Source organism: Nocardia sp. NPDC004415 (assembly GCF_053602435.1).
Genome location: NZ_JBSGDP010000033.1, coordinates 38,627 through 56,564, shown reverse-complemented (window position 1 = coordinate 56,564; position 17,938 = coordinate 38,627). Strand labels below are relative to the sequence as shown.

Annotated in this window: 18 protein-coding genes; 11 read left to right on the top strand and 7 right to left on the bottom strand. The window is 68.8% G+C overall.

The features are described 5' to 3' along the window. Positions 1 to 3: 3 nt before the first annotated feature. Positions 4 to 453: a 30S ribosome-binding factor RbfA gene (rbfA, locus tag ACWEMY_RS17345; protein WP_452390832.1), complete on the top strand. Its 450-nt coding sequence runs from the start codon at positions 4 to 6 to the stop codon at positions 451 to 453. A gap of 81 nt (positions 454 to 534) precedes the next feature. Next, on the top strand, positions 535 to 1,533 hold the full coding sequence (locus tag ACWEMY_RS17340) for a DHH family phosphoesterase (protein ID WP_452390831.1): 999 nt from the start codon (positions 535 to 537) through the stop codon (positions 1,531 to 1,533). A gap of 12 nt (positions 1,534 to 1,545) precedes the next feature. Here the strand turns inward: ACWEMY_RS17340 and ACWEMY_RS17335 are convergent, their stop codons facing one another. After that, on the bottom strand, positions 1,546 to 2,712 hold the full coding sequence (locus tag ACWEMY_RS17335; protein ID WP_452390830.1) for an MFS transporter: 1,167 nt from the start codon (positions 2,710 to 2,712) through the stop codon (positions 1,546 to 1,548). 217 nt (positions 2,713 to 2,929) lie between these two features. Between ACWEMY_RS17335 and ACWEMY_RS17330 the strand changes: the two genes are divergently transcribed. After that, positions 2,930 to 4,279: an MATE family efflux transporter gene (locus tag ACWEMY_RS17330; RefSeq protein ID WP_452390829.1), complete on the top strand. Its 1,350-nt coding sequence runs from the start codon at positions 2,930 to 2,932 to the stop codon at positions 4,277 to 4,279. Positions 4,280 to 4,284: 5 nt separating this feature from the next. Here ACWEMY_RS17330 and ACWEMY_RS17325 read toward each other — a convergent pair whose 3' ends face one another. Further along, a complete protein-coding gene (locus ACWEMY_RS17325) occupies positions 4,285 to 4,587 on the bottom strand; it encodes a putative quinol monooxygenase (RefSeq protein ID WP_452390828.1) in 303 nt (100 codons plus the stop codon). Positions 4,588 to 4,673: 86 nt separating this feature from the next. Between ACWEMY_RS17325 and ACWEMY_RS17320 the strand changes: the two genes are divergently transcribed. The 4 genes from ACWEMY_RS17320 (at position 4,674) to truB (ending at position 7,714) form a co-directional block, all read left to right on the top strand. Next, the gene (locus tag ACWEMY_RS17320; RefSeq protein WP_375929158.1) at positions 4,674 to 5,030 is read left to right on the top strand and encodes an ArsR/SmtB family transcription factor; all 357 of its coding nucleotides are present in this window, start codon (positions 4,674 to 4,676) and stop codon (positions 5,028 to 5,030) included. Beyond that, complete coding sequence (locus ACWEMY_RS17315; protein ID WP_452390827.1) at positions 5,027 to 5,983, top strand: metallophosphoesterase family protein; 957 nt, start codon at positions 5,027 to 5,029, stop codon at positions 5,981 to 5,983. Before ACWEMY_RS17320 ends, ACWEMY_RS17315 begins: the two co-directional genes overlap by 4 nt. 121 nt (positions 5,984 to 6,104) lie before the next feature. Continuing rightward, positions 6,105 to 6,788: a 4'-phosphopantetheinyl transferase Npt gene (npt, locus tag ACWEMY_RS17310; protein WP_452390826.1), complete on the top strand. Its 684-nt coding sequence runs from the start codon at positions 6,105 to 6,107 to the stop codon at positions 6,786 to 6,788. Further along, positions 6,788 to 7,714, top strand: a complete 927-nt coding sequence (truB, locus tag ACWEMY_RS17305) for a tRNA pseudouridine(55) synthase TruB (RefSeq protein ID WP_452390825.1) — start codon at positions 6,788 to 6,790, stop codon at positions 7,712 to 7,714. The genes npt and truB overlap by 1 nt, the downstream gene beginning before the upstream one ends. A gap of 47 nt (positions 7,715 to 7,761) precedes the next feature. Here the strand turns inward: truB and ACWEMY_RS17300 are convergent, their stop codons facing one another. Further along, a complete protein-coding gene (locus tag ACWEMY_RS17300; RefSeq protein ID WP_452390824.1) occupies positions 7,762 to 8,460 on the bottom strand; it encodes a hypothetical protein in 699 nt (232 codons plus the stop codon). Positions 8,461 to 8,518: 58 nt separating this feature from the next. Between ACWEMY_RS17300 and ACWEMY_RS17295 the strand changes: the two genes are divergently transcribed. After that, on the top strand, positions 8,519 to 8,737 hold the full coding sequence (locus ACWEMY_RS17295) for a hypothetical protein (RefSeq protein WP_452390823.1): 219 nt from the start codon (positions 8,519 to 8,521) through the stop codon (positions 8,735 to 8,737). 608 nt (positions 8,738 to 9,345) lie between these two features. Here the strand turns inward: ACWEMY_RS17295 and ACWEMY_RS17290 are convergent. From ACWEMY_RS17290 to ACWEMY_RS17275, 4 genes are all read right to left on the bottom strand, one after another. Beyond that, positions 9,346 to 10,281, bottom strand: coding sequence for a hypothetical protein (locus ACWEMY_RS17290; RefSeq protein ID WP_452390822.1), 936 nt, complete (start codon positions 10,279 to 10,281; stop codon positions 9,346 to 9,348). 4 nt (positions 10,282 to 10,285) lie between these two features. Beyond that, positions 10,286 to 11,368: a DUF3696 domain-containing protein gene (locus ACWEMY_RS17285; RefSeq protein WP_452390821.1), complete on the bottom strand. Its 1,083-nt coding sequence runs from the start codon at positions 11,366 to 11,368 to the stop codon at positions 10,286 to 10,288. Further along, complete coding sequence (locus ACWEMY_RS17280; protein ID WP_452390820.1) at positions 11,365 to 12,546, bottom strand: DUF262 domain-containing protein; 1,182 nt, start codon at positions 12,544 to 12,546, stop codon at positions 11,365 to 11,367. The genes ACWEMY_RS17285 and ACWEMY_RS17280 overlap by 4 nt, the downstream gene beginning before the upstream one ends. 61 nt (positions 12,547 to 12,607) lie before the next feature. After that, complete coding sequence (locus ACWEMY_RS17275) at positions 12,608 to 13,378, bottom strand: metal-dependent transcriptional regulator (protein ID WP_452390819.1); 771 nt, start codon at positions 13,376 to 13,378, stop codon at positions 12,608 to 12,610. Positions 13,379 to 13,441: 63 nt separating this feature from the next. Here ACWEMY_RS17275 and ACWEMY_RS17270 point away from each other — a divergent pair, with 63 nt between their 5' ends. From ACWEMY_RS17270 to ACWEMY_RS17260, 3 genes are all read left to right on the top strand, one after another. After that, positions 13,442 to 14,419, top strand: coding sequence for a bifunctional riboflavin kinase/FAD synthetase (locus ACWEMY_RS17270; RefSeq protein ID WP_375929152.1), 978 nt, complete (start codon positions 13,442 to 13,444; stop codon positions 14,417 to 14,419). A 127-nt stretch (positions 14,420 to 14,546) separates the two neighbouring features. After that, positions 14,547 to 14,816, top strand: coding sequence for a 30S ribosomal protein S15 (gene rpsO, locus ACWEMY_RS17265; RefSeq protein WP_019048089.1), 270 nt, complete (start codon positions 14,547 to 14,549; stop codon positions 14,814 to 14,816). A gap of 380 nt (positions 14,817 to 15,196) precedes the next feature. After that, positions 15,197 to 17,464 carry a polyribonucleotide nucleotidyltransferase gene (locus tag ACWEMY_RS17260; RefSeq protein WP_375929151.1) on the top strand — a complete coding sequence of 756 codons (2,268 nt, stop codon included), beginning with the start codon at positions 15,197 to 15,199 and terminating at the stop codon, positions 17,462 to 17,464. The last annotated feature ends 474 nt before the right edge of the window (positions 17,465 to 17,938 follow it).

Genomic DNA, 17,938 nt, shown 5'->3' with positions numbered 1-17,938 from the left:
CCCATGGTGGATCAAGCCAGGGCACGCCGACTCGCCAAGCGGATTTCCGCGATCGTGGCCACCGCGATCGAATACGAGATCAAGGATCCGCGGCTGCGGTTCGTCACCGTCACCGACGCCAAGGTGACCGGCGATCTGCGCGAGGCGACGGTGTTCTACACGGTGATGGGCGAGACGCTCGACGCCGAACCCGACTACGCGGCCGCGGCCGCCGGTCTGGAAGCGGCCAAGGGTGTGCTCCGGTCCAAGGTCGGCGCGGGCACCGGGGTGAAGTTCACCCCGATCCTGTCGTTCACGCTGGACAAGGTGCCCGACGCGGCGCGCGAGATGGAAGAACTGCTCGCCCGGGCCCGCGCCATCGACGACGAGGTGGCCAAGGTCGCGGCCAACGCCACCCACGCCGGCGAGGCCGACCCGTACAAGTCCGATCGCGACGACGAAGACGCCGAGTAGTCCGATGTCCGACCGGCGTCCGGTGACGGCGGCCCGCGTGCGCACGCGGGGCGACCGGGCATGCCTCGGGGTCCGCGTCGGATGACGGGGGTCCTGGACGGAACCCAGCTGGACGCTGCCGTCGCCGCACTGGCGGCGGCGCGTTCGGTGACCGTGCTGTGCCATGTGCACCCCGACGCCGACACCATCGGCAGCGGCCTGGCCCTGGCGCTGGCGCTGGAGCGGCGCGGGACCCCGGTGTGCGTGTCGTTCGCCGAGCCCGCCGAACTGCCGCTGTCGCTGCGCACCCTGCCCGGGGTGCGGCATGTGGTGCCGCCCGCGCAGGTGCCCGCCGAGGTCGATCTGCTGATCGTGGTCGACTGTGGCGCGCGCAGCCGTCTGGGCGCGCTCGCCGACCGATTACCGGGTGCGCGCACGACCGTGGTCATCGACCACCACCGCGCCAACGACGGGTTCGGCACCGTCGACCTGATCGACGAATCCGCGGCGTCGACGACCGAACTGGTCACCCGCCTGCTCGACGCCTGGGGTGTCGCGCTCGATGCCGAGATCGCGCACTGCCTGTTCGCGGGCCTGGTCACCGATACCGGGTCCTTCCGCTGGGCCAGGCCGGGCAGCCACGCGCTGGCCGAACGGCTGCTCGCCACCGGTATCGACGGCGCCGAGATCACCCGTGTCCTGCTCGACACCCATCCCTTCACCTGGCTGCCCATGCTGGCCAAGGCCCTCGCCTCCGCGGTGGTGGTGCCCGGCGCGGCGGGTGTGGGCCTGGTCTACGCGCTGGTGCGCGCCGCCGACACCCACGAGGTGGGCCCGGAAGAGGTGGAGAGCGTCATCGATGTCATCCGCACCACGGCCGAGGCGGGCATCGCCGCCGTCTTCAAGGAAGCCCGCGGCCAGAACGACCGCTGGACAGTGTCCCTGCGTTCGCGCGACTCGGCGCCCGGGATGTCCGATGGGGTCGATGTCGCCGCGGTCGCCGCCGGGTTCGGCGGGGGTGGGCACCGGTTCGCAGCGGGGTACACGACATACGGCAGCGCCGAGGGAGTCGTGCGCGCGCTGGTCGCCTCGCTCGGCTGAGCGAGCGCTCCGTCAGCTGACTTCGACGACCGCGCCCGGGCGAAGGCGGGAGGCCAGCAGGGCACCCAGGACGGTGGTGGTCGCGCAGAGGCCGAAGGCGAGGGCGGGGTGGTCGACGAACACTCCGGTCAGGCCCGCGACGACGAGGCCGCCGAGGTTGCCGGTCATCCAGATCAGGCCCGCCGCGGTGCCGTCGGCGGTGCCGGTGTGGCGTTCGGCCATGGCGAGCACGATGGGGAGCGCGGGGAGCAGGGTCAGCCCGATCAGGACGAAAGCCAGGAAGCCGGTGGCCAGTCCGGGAGCCACGGCGACGAGCAGACAGGCCAGGGCACTGGCCGTGAGTCCCACCATGACCGCGGGCAGTTCGATGCTGCGGCGCAGCACCGCGACGGGGATCACCGCGCAGCCGATGACCCCGGCGACCACATTGACCAGCAGCACCACACTGGCCGCGTCCGCGCTGACGCCCGCCGGTTCCAGCAGTGCCTGGCCGAAGGTCGCCAGGGCGACGAAGGTGCCGAACGGGAAGAACACGGCCGCGCACAGCCTGCGCACATAGCTGTCACCGAGCGTGGCCCGCAGCGCCACCATCGATGTCGATGTGCTCGCCACCGGCCCGTCACCCGCGCGCCGCAGCTCCAGGGTGAGCAGTACGGCGGTCACGGTGGCGAAGACGGCGCCGATCGCGGCCAGGGTGGTGAGCTGGTCCGCGCGCGGCAGCATCGCGCCGAGCACGAAGGCCGCCGCCATGCCCGCGAAGGTGCTGGCCGTGCCGACGGCGATCCCGGTCGCCCGGTCCTTCTCCGCCAGATAGTGCCCGGCGATCCCGGTGATGGCATTGAGCACCAGCGGCTGGGCCACGGCCACCACGGTCTGGCCGAGCAGTACCACGGCGAATCCGTCGTGCAGCAGGCGCAGGTCGGCGCCGATCGCGGTGAGGACCGCCCCGGCGATCAGCGCGGGCCGGAACCACCGGTCGAGCAGGATGCCCGCCGGGATCGCGAGCACCACGTACAACAGCGGGAACATGTTGGCCAGCCATCCGACGGCCGATTCGGAGACCCCGAAGTGCTCGGCCGCGACGGTCGTCACCGGGGCATAGGTGAGCCACACGAGCTGAGTCGCCGCCCCGACCAGGGCGAAGGCGATGATCACCCGCCACCGTTGCGCAAACGCCATGTCGCTGTCCTGAGTTCTCGGGCGAACCTGATGTCCGCGAGGATGTCCCGTAGCTGGGCGGACGACCAGTATCGCCGCTGCGCGCATTTCGTGCCGATGTTTCGCGCTGTCGCCCCCGCCCGTGTGGGCGCGGTGCGTGTCGGTGGCCTGTGCCAGGATCAGCGAGACAGTGCACAGCGCGCCGGAGGTGACGGCGCCTTCGGTGGGGAGGTCCGGCGTGGGTTCTGCGGCTGTCGATGTGGTGGATCAGGCCGGGCCGCGGCGGATTCTCGGGATCGCCGTGCCCACGCTCGGCGTCCTCGTGGCCGAGCCGCTGTATCTGCTGTTCGACATGGCCGTGGTCGGGCGCCTGGGCGCCCTGGCCCTGGCCGGGCTGGCCGTCGGCGGGGTGATCGTGGGGTCGGTCAGCACCCAGCTGACGTTCCTGTCCTACGGAACCACCGCCCGCGCGGCCCGGCGGCACGGAGCCGGTGACCGCGGGGGAGCGGTGGCCGAAGGCGTGCAGGCCAGCTGGGTGGGAGTGGCGATCGGGTTGCTGATCGTGCTGGTGATCCAGGTGTTCGCCGCGCCACTGTGCGCGGCGATCTCGGGCGGGGGCGACATCGCCGAGGAGGCACTGACCTGGGTGCGGATCGCGCTGTGCGGCGTGCCGCTGATCCTGCTGTCGATGGCGGGCAACGGCTGGATGCGCGGTGTCCAGGATGTGCGCAGGCCGCTGCTGTACGTGATCGCGGGCCTGGGGCTCTCGGCGGTGCTGTGCCCGATCCTGGTCTACGGCCTGCTGGGCGCACCCCGGCTGGAGCTGGCGGGCTCGGCCGTGGCCAATCTCGCCGGGCAACTCGTCACCGGCTCGCTGTTCGTCTACGCCCTGTTACGCGAACGGGTCTCGTTACGTCCGCACCCGGCGGTCATGCGCGCCCAGCTCGTCCTCGGCCGCGACCTCATCGTGCGCAGCCTCTCCTTCCAGGCGTGCTTCATCTCGGCCGCCGCGGTAGCCGCCCGCTTCGGCGCCGCCTCGGTCGCCGCGCACCAGGTGGTGCTCCAGCTGTGGAACTTCCTCGCGCTGACCCTGGATTCACTGGCCATCGCCGCCCAGACGCTCGTCGGCGCGGCCCTGGGCGCGGGGAATGCCCAGGGCGCCAAGGGGATCGCCCGCCGGGTCACGGGCTGGTCGGGAATCTTCGCGCTGGTGCTGGCCGGTGTCTTCGCCGCGGGCTACGGGGTGGTGCCGCTGCTGTTCACCGATGACCCGGCGGTCCTCGACCGGATCCACGTCATCTGGTGGTTCTTCGTCGCGATGATCCCCGTCGCCGGCGCGGTCTTCGCCCTCGACGGTGTGCTGCTCGGCGCGGGCGACGCGGCCTTCCTGCGCACCGCCACCCTGCTGGCCGCCCTGGGCGGGTTCCTCCCGCTGATCTGGCTCTCGCTCGTGTTCGACTGGGGTGTCGCGGGCATCTGGACCGGCCTGGTGGCCTTCATGTTGCTGCGTCTGGTCGCGGTCGTCGGCCGGGCCCGCTCGGGCCGGTGGGCGCGGGTCGGCGCGGACATCCCCCGCGGGGTCGCGTGAAGCGCTCAGCGCGGATACGGGCTGAGCATGTCGATCCAGCGGATCTCCAGATCGCGGGTCAGGTAGTCCATCCGCGACTCCCAGAACTCGCGCATGTGCGGTAGTGCCAGGTGCTGGTCGAGGTCGTCCTTGCTGCGCCAGACCTCGTAGAAGACGAAGACGTCGGGGTTCTCGCTGTCGACGTGGAAGTGGTACTCGAGGCAGCCCTCCTCGGCCCGGGTCGGCGCGACGAACGACAGCAGCAGCTCCTGGAGCTCGGCACGGCGTCCCGGTTTCGGATGGGCGAAGCCGACGAGGGCGTAGGTCATGATGCTCCTTAGGTACGATGGACGACGTACCTGAGGACCGTAGAGGCGCGATAGGTACGACGCAAGTCGTACCTTAGGAGGTGTTGGTGGACGAGTCCGCCGATCTGGAGCTGGGCGCCGTGCTCGCCGCCCTCGCCGACCCCCTGCGGCGCCGGGTGATCACCCTGCTCGCCCTGGACCCCGCCGACGGCGACCGCAGCTGTTCGTCCTTCGACCTGCCCGTCACCAAGGCCACCCGCACCCATCACTTCCGGGTGCTGCGCGAAGCCGGGCTCGTCCGGCAGGTCAACCACGGCAATCGCAGCACCGTCGTCCTGCGCCGTGCCGCGCTCGACGCGCGCTTCCCCGGACTGCTCGGGCTGCTCGTCGCCGAGGCGGGCGAATCCGAACAGTGGGAACCCGGCGGTGCGCCGGCGAGCGGATGTGCGACGGTGGAGCGGTGATTCCCAAGTTGATGGCGGTCAGCGACGTCCACGTCGGGCACCAGGGCAACAAGCCGGTCGTCGAGCAGATCCAGCCGGATTCGCCCGAGGACTGGCTGATCGTCGCCGGTGACGTGGGCGAGAAGGCCGACGAGGTCCGCTGGGCTCTGGAGCTGCTGCGCGGCCGCTTCGCCAAGGTGATCTGGGTGCCCGGCAACCACGAACTGTGGACCACACCCAAGGACCCGGTGCAGATGCACGGCGCCGCGCGCTACGAGTACCTGGTGGCGATGTGCCGCGACCTCGACGTGGTCACGCCGGAGGACCCGTTCCCGGTGTGGACCGGTTCGGGTGCCGAGCGCTACGGCGGCCGCGTCACCATCGCGCCGATGTTCCTTCTCTACGACTACTCCTGGCTGCCCGAGGGGACCACCACCAAGGCACAGGGCCTGGCGGTGGCCCGCGAGCGCAATGTCGTGGCCACCGACGAATTCCTGCTCACCCCCGACCCGTACCTCACCCGCGACGCCTGGTGCCACGCGCGCGTGCAGTACACCCAGCGCCGCCTCGACGCGCTCGCCCCCGAGACCCCGGTGGTGCTGGTCAACCACTTCCCGCTGGTCCGTCAACCCACCGAGATCCTGTTCTATCCGGAGTTCTCGCTGTGGTGCGGTACCGACCTCACCGCCGACTGGCACACCACCTACAACGTGGTGTGCGCGGTCTACGGCCACCTGCACATCCCGCGCACCACCTACTACGACGGCGTCCGCTTCGAGGAGGTCTCCCTCGGCTACCCGCGCGAATGGAAGCGCCGCGGCATGCCCGAACCGCTGCTGCGCCAGATCCTGCCCGAGCCCGTCTACGCCGAGGGCGAGCTCAACGCGTGGGGCGGCCATTTCCCGGTGACACCGGAGATGGAGGCCGCGGCCGCCGAGATGCGCGCCAAAGCCGAACGTCGTCGGGGCGTGTGACCGGTGATTTGCGTCGAGCTTCGAGCACTGATTTGGTGATGATCATGGGTAACTCATCGGGGACGGGCGAACGAGCCTGCTGCCGTCCCGTCAGCCGCCGGATGACGACGCAGGTCCGGCCATGAGCAGCGCGGGCTCGCTTCGCAACATCCTGCCCGCCGGCGTGGCCACGGCGGAGCTGCTGACCTATCCGGCGGATCTGAAGGCGCACCCGGCCGAGGAGCATCTCATCGCCAAGGCGGTCGAGAAGCGGCGCCGCGACTTCATCGGCGCCCGGCACTGCGCGCGCCTGGCCCTCGAACAGCTCGGTGAGCCGCCGGTCGCGATCGGGAAGGGCGAGCGCGGCATGCCGCTGTTCCCGCGCGGCGTGGTCGGCAGTCTCACCCACTGCGACGGCTACCGCGCCGCCGCGCTCACCCACGCGCTACGGTTCCGTTCGGTCGGTATCGACGCCGAACCGCACGGCGCGCTGCCCGACGGCGTACTCGATTCGGTGAGCCTGCCCGCTGAACGCGAGTGGCTGGCCACCGCGCCCACCGGGCTGCACCTGGACCGGCTGCTGTTCTGTGCAAAGGAGGCCACCTACAAGGCGTGGTTCCCGCTGACCCACCGCTGGCTCGGTTTCGAGGACGCTCACATCACCTTCGCGATCGACTCGCGCACCGGCGATTCCGGCTCCGGGACCTTCCACACCGAGCTGCTGGTCCCCGGCACCACCACCGACGGCGGTGTGCCGCTGCGCACGTTCGACGGCCGCTGGACGATCGCCGACGGGCTGATCCTGACCGCGATCGCGCACGGCTGATGGCCGCGCGCACGCCCCTGGTGGGCCAGCTCGGCGGTCTGGTGATAGTCGACAAGGATGGCGGCTGGACCAGTCACGATGTGGTGGCGCGCAGTCGGAAACTGTTGCGCACCAAGAAGGTCGGGCACGCGGGCACCCTCGATCCAATGGCCACCGGGGTGCTGGTGCTCGGGGTCGAGCGGGCGACGAAACTACTGGGTCAGCTGATCCTCACCTCCAAGGCTTACACCGCCACCATCCGACTCGGGCAGTCCACCGTCACCGACGATGCCGAGGGCGAGGTCACCGCGACCACGCCCGCGAGCGATGTCACCGATGCGGCGATCGCGGCCGGAGTCGCGGCCCTGACCGGCGACATCGAGCAGGTGCCCGCCACGGTCAGCGCCATCAAGGTCGACGGTGAACGCGCCTACGCCCGTGCTCGCGCCGGTGAAGAGGTGCAGCTGGCGGCCCGCCCGGTGACCGTGTCGCGATTCGAGGTGCTCGCCCGCCGCGACGAGGGCGACTTCGTTGACCTCGACGTCGAGGTCGACTGCTCCTCGGGTACCTACATCCGCGCCCTTGCCCGCGATCTGGGCGCCGCCCTCGGCGTCGGCGGCCACCTGACCGCGTTGCGCCGCACCAGAGTCGGCCCCTTCACCCTCGAACACGCCCGCACCCTCGACGAACTCGCGGCCGCCGCCGAGGCCGAACAACCCCTGCTCAGCCTCGACATAGACACCGCTGTCCGCACCGCCTTCCCGCACCGCGACATCGACGACACCCAGGCCGCCGACCTGCGCAACGGCCGCTGGCTCGAGCCGATCGGCATCAAGGGCGTCCACGCGGCGATCGATCCGGCGGGCCGGGCCATCGCGCTGCTCGAGGAGAGCGGCAAGCGGGCGGCTTCGGTGATGGTGGTGCGCCCGCAGGGCATCGGCGACTGATCCGTTCCTCGGGCGGTGGGGATCGCGCGGTCGACGTGAGCGCGCGTTCATCGCGGTAAGGTCGGCACTGGCGAGCACGCCGCCCCTGTTCTGAGGGGCTCGATGGCACTGACGTAGCGTTGGGTATGCCCGTTTCGAAGAAAACGTAAGCCAAAGCCCAAACGACAGAAGACGATTGATCGCGTCGTCGGCGGTAGGCCGGAATCGAACCCCATCGCGATGATGTTGAATCGCTCGCCGAACGAGAAAATAGTGCTCGCGCCCGTGCCGCGGCGGCCGCTAGCACCGCCACCGACCTCATCGCCGACATCACGGCGGCCGCCGCGCGAAGCACCGATGCCGAACTGGCCGACGAGTTGTGTCGGCGGATCGGCGAGACTCTCGATTCCGATGGCGCCGTGCCCGAACGGGCCCTGCCGTTGGAGTTCGCCGCCGCGCTGGTCGATGCCGCGATCCCGGCTGCGCGAACCTCGGCCGATGGCTACCGCGTGCTGACTGTGCTCGCGGATATGCTTCCGGTCCCTTGTCGGCACCCCGCCGACGACGCGGTGGCGGAGATCGGTGGGGCCGCCGCGCGCGCCCAGCTGCCAGTGAAGGTGGCCGGGACCGTGCGCTCGGCGCAGGATCGGTATGGTGGCCGATTCGCTGTGGTCGCCCCGATTGCCCCGATCGCCATGTCCAGCGAGCGTGTTCGCTGGTATCTGTGGGATGTCGATGTGTGTGGTTTCGAGCCGGTTGTCGTTCACAGCGGCTTCTACCCCACGGCGGAATCGGCGATGGACCAGGTGGCATGCCGCTGTCGGCGTGGTGGCGTCGGCGGACACGGAGCTGACCCCGGCCGAGGACACTGCATTGCTGAGCGACCTGCTGTCGACCGGCACCGGCGAGATCGAGCTCGGGGGTGAGGACCGCGCCCAGTTCACGGAGTACCTGCGCGCTCGTAGGTTGGCCCAGTTGGTCCGCGAAACGCTGTCGCCGATGGTCCGCCGCCCCGCCTTGGACAAGGAGGTGGCGGCCGAGTAGTTCGAGGCATGGATCAGGTCGGGCGAGGGCGAACTCCCTGATCTGCCAGACGATCTCACCGGCCTGATCGAGGAACTCGCCGACTCCTGGTACGCCGGTTCGTCGATCGTGGGGTACGAGACGTGCTCCCCGCACTGGGTGAGCTGCGTGATCGCCCAAGTCAAGGACTACTACCTCGATGACGTCGCGGACCAGTTGGTTGCCCTGCTCTCCGCGTGGGCGCGGTGGCTCGGTGCGCGCACCGGCCTGGCGCCGGAGCTGCTCGAGCGCTCACTCGCCTACACCGACGGTCGCCCTCACCCGCAGGTCTCGCCGTCGATAGTGGTGCGCCCAGCCTGTTCACTCGCGTCACGGAATAGGGCGAGACGTACGCCGGTCATGTCGGTGACCTCGGCCTGACCGCGCTGTCGCCCTGGTCGGCCTCGGCACGAACGTCTCCACCACTTCGTGTGACAACTCACCGAGACCGAGCGGCGACTCGAGGAGGACAAGCTCCGCAACCTGCTCTATGTCCCCGGTCGCGGGCCAGAGAACGACTCGCCATCATCTGGCCAAGCGTGCTCTCATCGCTGGTCGCCCGCCGAGCTAGTGACCCTTCGACGCGCGGCTCAGCACAGGAGATGATCGACAAACAGTCCGACCAGCAGCTGATCACCGCGGACGGCGAAATGGATTCGGTTGCGCTGGGGCTCGAGCTTGGCGTGCCACTCGCAACTGATCTGTTCACCGGCGAAGTCCACCAGTCGCTGCCGCATAGCCTTGGCGTTGCGGTGCGTCTGTGGGCTCTCCGGTGAGCAGTTCACGTCGGCGGTGATCCGCATCTGCTTGATCCGCTGGATCGGCTCGCTCTCGGCGGCCCAGATGCGCGTCGCGTGATCGTCGAGGCCACCAAGATTGGCGATCAGCGCGCGTCGAATCTCGATCGCGGCCCCGTCGAATCTGCTGATCTGGGACCAGATTCCCGCCGCGAAGACGGTATTGGGGAAAGGAAGGTGTGCGTAGTCGGTCAATTCGTCGAGCAGTTCGGGGTCGGCGTCGACGATCGCCCGCCAGAACGTCGGGGCGTCGGTCGCGTCGGCGATGAAGTGCACCGCCTCGCAGTCTGCCTCGGCGTCGGTCCTCGCCCGCACGAGCCGACGGCCGCGCCGGGCGGCGCTCGTGGTCGTCAGACAGGCGAGCAGGATACCCGCGCGCGCCAGTTCGAGGCACACGCCGAGGCTCGGTGCGATCGGCAGCACCTGTGCGTCGACCAGGAACTCCCACTCCGGCGGTTCGTTGTCGTATTGGGCGATCTTGTCCAGGCGACCATGCAACTCGTAGCGGACATCACGGTCGATCCGGGCATCGCCGAGCAGATCGACCAGGGTCCGACCCGAGGACGACTCGATATCGAACAGCACATCGGAACGCTTGACAGTGCCCGGCGTCGACCGCGCGTACTCGAGCAACTCAAGGTAGGCCTCGAATTCCCGCTCCAGCTCCACCGGGTCATCGGTGTCGAAGGCGAACCCGGCCTCATCGATGACGAATCGCCACCCCCGCATGGCGCTACCTCCGTCGCGCTCGATTGATGACACCGAGGTCGTCGTCGATCTGGTCGAAGAACCCGGCGGGCCAATCACTCATGGAACCGGTGGGTCCGATGGCCAATTCGTGTGGTGCGTGGTCGTGACCGAAGTAGTGCACGAGCGCGTCGGTGTGCCGCAACGACTCGGTGGTCGCTACCGCGCGTCGGATCCCGTTGAGCACATGGTCGCTGTGCGTTTCGACGATCACCTGCACCCCCGCCGCCGCGATCTGTGCGAGGAACCGGCCCATCATCGACTGCGCCGCCGGATGCAGGTGGGCCTCCGGGCTGTCCACGATGAGCAGCCCGTTCTCCGGCACCACCAGCCCGGCCACGATGATCGGCAGCACATAGCTGATCCCGAATCCGGTGTTGGTCAACAGGACCCAGTCGTCTTGCGAGTTGGCCCGCACGGTCAAGGTGGCGATCCCGGTGCGCAGTACCACCTTCGCCTCGATCTGCAGCGGTCCGACCATGCGCGTCATCCAGGCTTCCACCTGCGGGCGCAGCGTCGGTGTAGAGGAATCCGGTGCCAGTCGTCGTGGATCGATGTCGGCGCGGTCGAACAGCGCCAGGATGTGCGCGGCGAACCGCCCGTCCTCACCCACCACACAGCCGTTCTCCGAGGGCGAGGTCGGCAGGGCGATGCGTGGGCCGAGGCGTTCGGCGGCCAGATAGGTGAACGCGCCCGACCGGTCGCCCAAGGGGAAGATGTCGCCGTCGGGGCGCCTGATGATGCGCAGCCGAGCCGACTCGGGGTTCTCGGCACCGGTGAACGCCCAGTCCGACACGGTGCCGTCGGTCGACGACACCGCGACCTCGATCGTGTCCGAACTCGCCGTCGTAGCCAGCACATCGGCCGCCTGCCCGAGACTGAGCCCGGGATAGCCGTTGAGCGAGACGAAGCGATCGGAGTCGAGTTGGCCCTGATGCGCCAGGTGTAGCGCCTGGATCGCTGTGCTCTTACCGGCGCCGTTGAGCCCGGTGAGTACCGTCAGCGGTCGCAGTTGAAGTGAAAGCTGTTGAAAGCGCTTGAAATTGGCGATCGTCAGCGAAGTGATCACAGCGCGACATCTTGCAGGATGTCACGCGGCTTGGCAAAGCGGGCCTTGACTCGCTGCGGATCGGAGGTCGAGGCGCTGATCGAGGCGAGGTAGGCGTAATCGGAGGTCATCGCCTCGCGCGCGCGCGCGACGATCTCGGCCCGCGCCGGTTCGAGCTGGTCGGCGCTGTAGTCGGCCAGGACCACGGCCCAACTCTCGAACAGAGCGCGATTGAACGGCGAAAGCCGGTCGGAGTAGCGCGGCCACTTGCGAAAAGCGTGCGGGCCGAAGAGGATTTGCGCGTTGGCCATAGCGCGTTCGAAGTCCTGGTACCAGGTGTCCAGTGTATCGTCCGAGACATCCTCGGGGGAGTCGATCAGCTCGGCGGTACTGTCGAGCAAATGCTCCAGACTGCCATAGTTCTCGTACTCGTTGATGGTGGACAACCGGCGGAACGCGATGAACCGGAGTACCGCCTCACGGTCGTTCATCCGCACATGATCGCGCAGGCGGCCACCGGTCGCGGCTTGGAAGGACTCGTTGGAGGCACACCGTTTCAGGAACTCTCGGCTGCGATTGCGGCTCATGCAGTGGCGGATCTCCATCGCGTTGAGCGGTTCGCCGCCGGTGTTGATGCGCTTGAAGATGTTGTACTTCACGTCGCTGGGAGTGGACGGGTCGATTACGTGCACCACGATCTGGGTGTTGAGCAGCCGCCGACGCAAGGGTGCCGCCAGGTCGTCGAAGTGCTTGCCCTCGCACGAATCGGACAGGTACTCGAGATCGGCGAGTCCGACAACCTGGCGGCGGACGAAGTCATGAATGGTGGACAGGCGTTGCAGGCCATCGACCACCCGCAGGATTCCGTCCTTGTCCTCGGCGAAATAGAACGCGGGCAAGGGAATCTGGAGCAGCAGACTCTCGATCAAGCGGGACTTCTGTCGCGGCCGCCACACTCGGTTACGTTGGAAATCAGGGGCGAGTTCCAAGTCTTCGTCATCGATCATGTCCATCACGTTGCGCATCGCGAACTGGCGGGTCGTCACGCGGATCTTCTCGGGATCCCACGGCCTGATCTCGGTGTCGTGGGGATCGAGTTGTCCGTGCTCCACTTCGACCCCGGTCGCCTCGCCCTCGAACACCTCCTCGACGGCGTCCGCCGGATCGAACTCGACGTCGGGCAGCTCCTCGTGCGACATGGGGGGAGTCTAACCGAGCGCGGCCGAGGTCGTTCCGGACCTGATGGCGGCCGAATCGTCACTACGGGGAAGTCAGCCAGATCGCTTCGGCGGCAAGGGTGCCCAGTTCGGTGGGGGTGTCGGCGGTGGCGATGCGGACGGCGATGGTGCCCGCGAAATCGCGGCGTTCGACGACCTCGATCCGGGTGTCGAGGGCGATGCCGACCGAGTCAAAGTAGCGCAGCATGGCGGGGTCGGAGTCGGAGATGCGGGCCACCCGGCCCGATTCGCCCGCGCCGAAATCGCTGAGCTGGCGGGCAGGGGGAGTGGGGACCGCGCCGTCGACCGAGGGGATCGGGTCGCCGTGCGGATCACGGTCGGGGTGGCCGAGTTTCGCGTCGATGCGCGACATTAGCAGTTCGGAGACGGCGTGTTCGAGGACCTCGGCCTCGTCGTGCACCTCGTCCCAGCCGTAACCGAGCTCGTTCACCAGGAACGTCTCGATCAGCCGGTGCCTGCGCACCATCGCCACGGCGGCGCGACGACCGTGCTCGGTGAGGGTGATCGCGCCGTAGCGGGCATGTTCGACCAGGCCCTGGTCGGCCAGCTTGCGCACCGCCTCCGACACCGTCGAGGCCGAGACGCCGATGCGTTCGGCCAGCAGCTTGGTCGACACCTTCTCCTGCGACCATTCCTGAGCGGTCCAGATGACCTTCAGATAGTCCTGTGCCACCGCGGAGAGCTCCGGCGCGATCGTGGCGGTGGCGGCGAGTTCGGCCTGCTCGCCGGGCTGTGTGGGCGCTCGGCGGGTCGCGACATCTCGTTTACCTGGCACATCATTGATGTTAGGCATCCCTGCCGCGTTTGACACATCCGGCGAACCGGCGCGGCGCACGGCCGCGATAGGCTTCGCTGTGTGCAGAGATGGCGAAGCCTCGACGAGGTGCCCGCGGACTGGGGGCGCTGCGTCCTCACGATCGGCGTGTTCGACGGCGTGCATCGCGGGCACGCGCAGCTGATCAGCCGGGCCGTGGCGGCGGCGGACAAGCGTGGAGTGCCCTCGGTCCTGATGACCTTCGACCCCCACCCGATGGAGGTGGTGCGGGCAGGTTCGCACCCGGCCCAGCTGACCACCCTGACCCGCCGCGCCGAGCTGGCCGAGGAACTCGGCATCGACGTGTTCTGCGTGATGCCGTTCACCCAGGAATTCATGAAACTCACCCCCTCCGGTTACGTGCACGACCTGCTCGTCGAGCGTCTGCACGTGTCCGAGGTGGTCGTCGGCGACAACTTCACCTTCGGGAAGAAGGCCGCGGGCACCGTCGACACCATGCGCGAGCTCGGCGCGCGTTTCGGCTTCGAGGTCGACGGGGTGACCCTGCTCGGCGAGCACGCCGTCACCTTCTCCTCCACCTACATCCGCGCCTGCGTCGACGCCGGGGACATGGCCGCCGCCGCCGAGGCGCTCGGTCGCCCGCACCGCGTGGAGGGCGTCGTCGTGCACGGTGACGGGCGCGGTCGCGGGCTCGGCTTCCCGACCGCCAATGTCGCTCCGCCCATGCACGCCGCCATCCCGGCCGACGGGGTGTACGCGGGCTGGTTCACCGTGCTCGGCCAGGGCCCGTCGATCGGCACCGCCGCGCCCGGCGAGCGCGCGATGGCCGCCATCTCGGTGGGCACCAATCCGACCTTCTCGGGCCGCTCGCGCACGGTGGAGGCGTTCGTGCTCGACGGCGAGGCCGACCTCTACGGGCAGCACGTGGCGGTGGACTTCGTCGAGCAGCTGCGCGGGATGCGCAAGTTCGACTCCATCGACGACCTGGTCGAGGCCATGGGCCGCGATGTCGAGGCCGCCCGCAAGGTGCTCACCGCGGACGCCGCCGAGCAGGCCTGACCCGATTCGGGCGGCCGTCGGACGTGGGCGTAGAGTGGCTCCTCGGGTTTGCTGCGGTCCGCGGTGGCGCCCATCCCGGGTAACCGGACCTTCGAGCGCGGAACTGAGAAATGAGGAGTCTGCCCGCATGGCGCTGACCACTGAGCAGAAGTCGGCCATCCTGGCCGAGTACGGCCTGCACGAGAAGGACACCGGCTCGCCGGAGGCGCAGATCGCGCTGCTGTCGAAGCGGATCTCGGACCTGACCGAGCACCTGAAGCAGCACAAGCACGATCACCACACCCGGCACGGCCTGCTGGCCCTGATCGGTCGTCGTCGCCGCCTGTCGAAGTACCTGCAGGCCAAGGACATCGAGCGCTACCGTTCGCTCATCGAGCGTCTCGGCCTGCGCCGCTGATCTGCTCCGACACGCCTCCACGCTGAGGCGGTCGGCGAGTAGCCAATGGGAAGAAGTACACTTCTTCTCGTTGGCTATTCGTGTATTCGGAGACCATGGGGTTTCCGTGTGCACTACAACATGTGACAGCCGTGTGCATCCGTCCGCGTGGCGTCGGTCTTCGGTAGTGGCCTTTCGGCCGGCGATCTCTCAGTTCCGCCGCCGTCGGGCTTCGATCGATGACCGCCTCCGCGTCGCCGCTCCAAGGGGATCCGGCCGGGTGCTGCGCGTGGCAGCCAGGAGGGCTGCCACGGGTCCGTGTCCGGTACGGCTGACGAACAGCTGGTCCGCGCCCATCCGGTGCTGCGTTCCAGCGAGACGAGAGGTCGAGAGAAGAGAATATGACGCAGACAACTGAACGTACGTCGACCGCGGTCGAGGTCGAGCCCGGTGTTTTCGAGTCGGTCGCGCTGATCGACAACGGCAGCTTCGGTACCCGCACCGTCCGTTTCGAGACCGGCCGTCTGGCCAAGCAGGCCGCGGGCTCCGTGGTCGCCTACCTGGACGACGAGACCATGCTGCTGTCGGCGACCACCGCCGGTAAGCACCCCAAGGACCAGTTCGACTTCTTCCCGCTGACCGTCGACGTCGAAGAGCGCATGTACGCCGCGGGCCGCATCCCGGGCTCGTTCTTCCGTCGTGAGGGCCGCCCCTCCACCGACGCGATCCTGACCTGTCGCCTGATCGACCGTCCGCTGCGCCCGTCGTTCGTCGACGGCCTGCGCAACGAGATCCAGGTCGTGGTCACCGTGCTGAGCCTGGATCCCAAGGATCTCTACGACGTGGTGGCCATCAACGCCGCCTCGGCGTCCACCCAGATCTCCGGCCTGCCGTTCTCCGGCCCGGTCGGCGGCGTGCGCGTGGCCCTGATCGGTGGCCAGTGGGTCGCGTTCCCGACCGTCGAGCAGCTCGAGGACGCGGTCTTCGACATGGTCGTGGCCGGTCGCGTCACCGAGACCGGTGACGTCGCCATCATGATGGTCGAGGCCGAGGCCACCGACAAGGTCATCGCGCTCATCGAGGGTGGCGCCCAGGCGCCCACCGAGGCCGTCGTGGCCGAGGGCCTCGAGGCCGCCAAGCCGTTCATCGCCCGCCTGTGCCGCGCGCAGTCGGACCTGGCCGCGCTGGCCGCCAAGCCGACCGAAGAGTTCCCGCTGTTCCCGCCCTACGGTCCCGACGTGTTCGAGACCGTCGAGGGCACCGCGAAGGTGGAGCTCAACGAGGCGCTGAGCATCGCCGACAAGCAGGCCCGCGAGGCCCGCATCGACGAGATCAAGGCCGAGGTGCTCGGGCGCCTCGGTGACGACTTCGTCGGGCGCGAGAAGGAACTGGGTGCCGCGTTCCGCTCGGTCACCAAGAAGCTGGTGCGCCAGCGCATCCTCACCGACGGTTTCCGCATCGACGGGCGCGGCCTGGCCGACATCCGTCAGCTCTCCGCCGAGGTCGACGTGATCCCGCGCGCCCACGGTTCGGCGCTGTTCGAGCGTGGCGAGACCCAGATCATGGGCGTCACCACCCTGGACATGGTGAAGATGGCCCAGCAGGTCGACTCGCTCGGCCCGGAGACCTCCAAGCGCTACATGCACCACTACAACTTCCCGCCGTTCTCCACCGGTGAGACCGGTCGCGTGGGTTCGCCCAAGCGTCGCGAGATCGGCCACGGCGCCCTCGCCGAGCGCGCCCTGGTGCCGGTGCTGCCCTCGCAGGAGGAGTTCCCCTACGCCATCCGTCAGGTCTCGGAGGCGCTGGGCTCCAACGGCTCCACCTCGATGGGCTCGGTCTGCGCCTCGACGCTGTCGCTGCTCAACGCCGGTGTGCCGCTGAAGGCGCCGGTCGCGGGTATCGCGATGGGCCTGGTGTCGGACACCGTCACCAACGACAAGGGCGAGGACGAGGTCCGCTACGTGGCGCTGACCGACATCCTCGGCGCCGAGGACGCCTTCGGTGACATGGACTTCAAGGTCGCCGGTACCCGCGACTTCGTCACCGCCCTGCAGCTGGACACCAAGCTCGACGGCATCCCCTCGCAGGTGCTCGCCGGTGCGCTCAACCAGGCGCACGACGCCCGCACCACCATCCTGGACGTGATGGCCGAGGCCATCGCCACCCCGGACGAGATGAGCCCCTACGCTCCGCGCGTCACCGCGATCAAGATCCCGGTCGACAAGATCGGCGAGGTCATCGGCCCCAAGGGCAAGATGATCAACCAGATCACCGAGGACACCGGCGCCAACATCTCCATCGAGGACGACGGCACCGTGTTCGTCGGTGCGACCGACGGGCCTTCGGCCCAGGCCGCGATCGACGCGATCAACGCGATCGCCAACCCGCAGCTGCCCAAGGTCGGCGAGCGTTTCCTGGGCACGGTCGTCAAGACCACCGCCTTCGGCGCGTTCGTGTCGCTGCTGCCGGGCCGTGACGGTCTGGTGCACATCTCCAAGCTGGGCAACGGCAAGCGCGTGGCCAAGGTCGAGGACGTGGTGAACGTCGGCGACAAGCTGCGCGTGGAGATCGCCGACATCGACAACCGCGGCAAGATCTCGCTGGTCCCGGTCGAGGACGAGGCCGCCGCCGAGCCGGCCGCCGAGGAAGCCCCCGCCGCCGAGTAGGCGCCGAGGTAGCTCCACCGCAGTACCGGAACCCCCTGCCGTCGTCGACGGTGGGGGGTTTCGTCGTCTCCGGAACCGGCCGGTCGGTCGATCAGTGGCATGTGTCACGTCTATGCAACGGTGATGCAACGTTGGAGCGTCTAGTGTTGCCGGACACAGCGCGACCGCGCGCGGGCAGCCGTCGCGCCGCCCCGAGGGGTGGCGCCGTGACCGCTGCCCGCTCGGCGTATGCGGCCGGATTGCTGGCGCGCTCCCGGAACCCGATCGGGAAACCCGGCGACCAAGATTTTGACTGAATCTGGTCCGGTTTATTATCGAACCGAATACGCTTCCTCTCGTCCGCGGGCGCGTGTGTCAGGTGTCGGGGTTGACGATGGAGGTCGGGAGATAACCGAGTCATAGCTGCAAGGGATGCAACCCCTGGATCGTGGGCACGGCGGAGACGGACTGGCCGGTGCCCGGTTGCATGGCAGC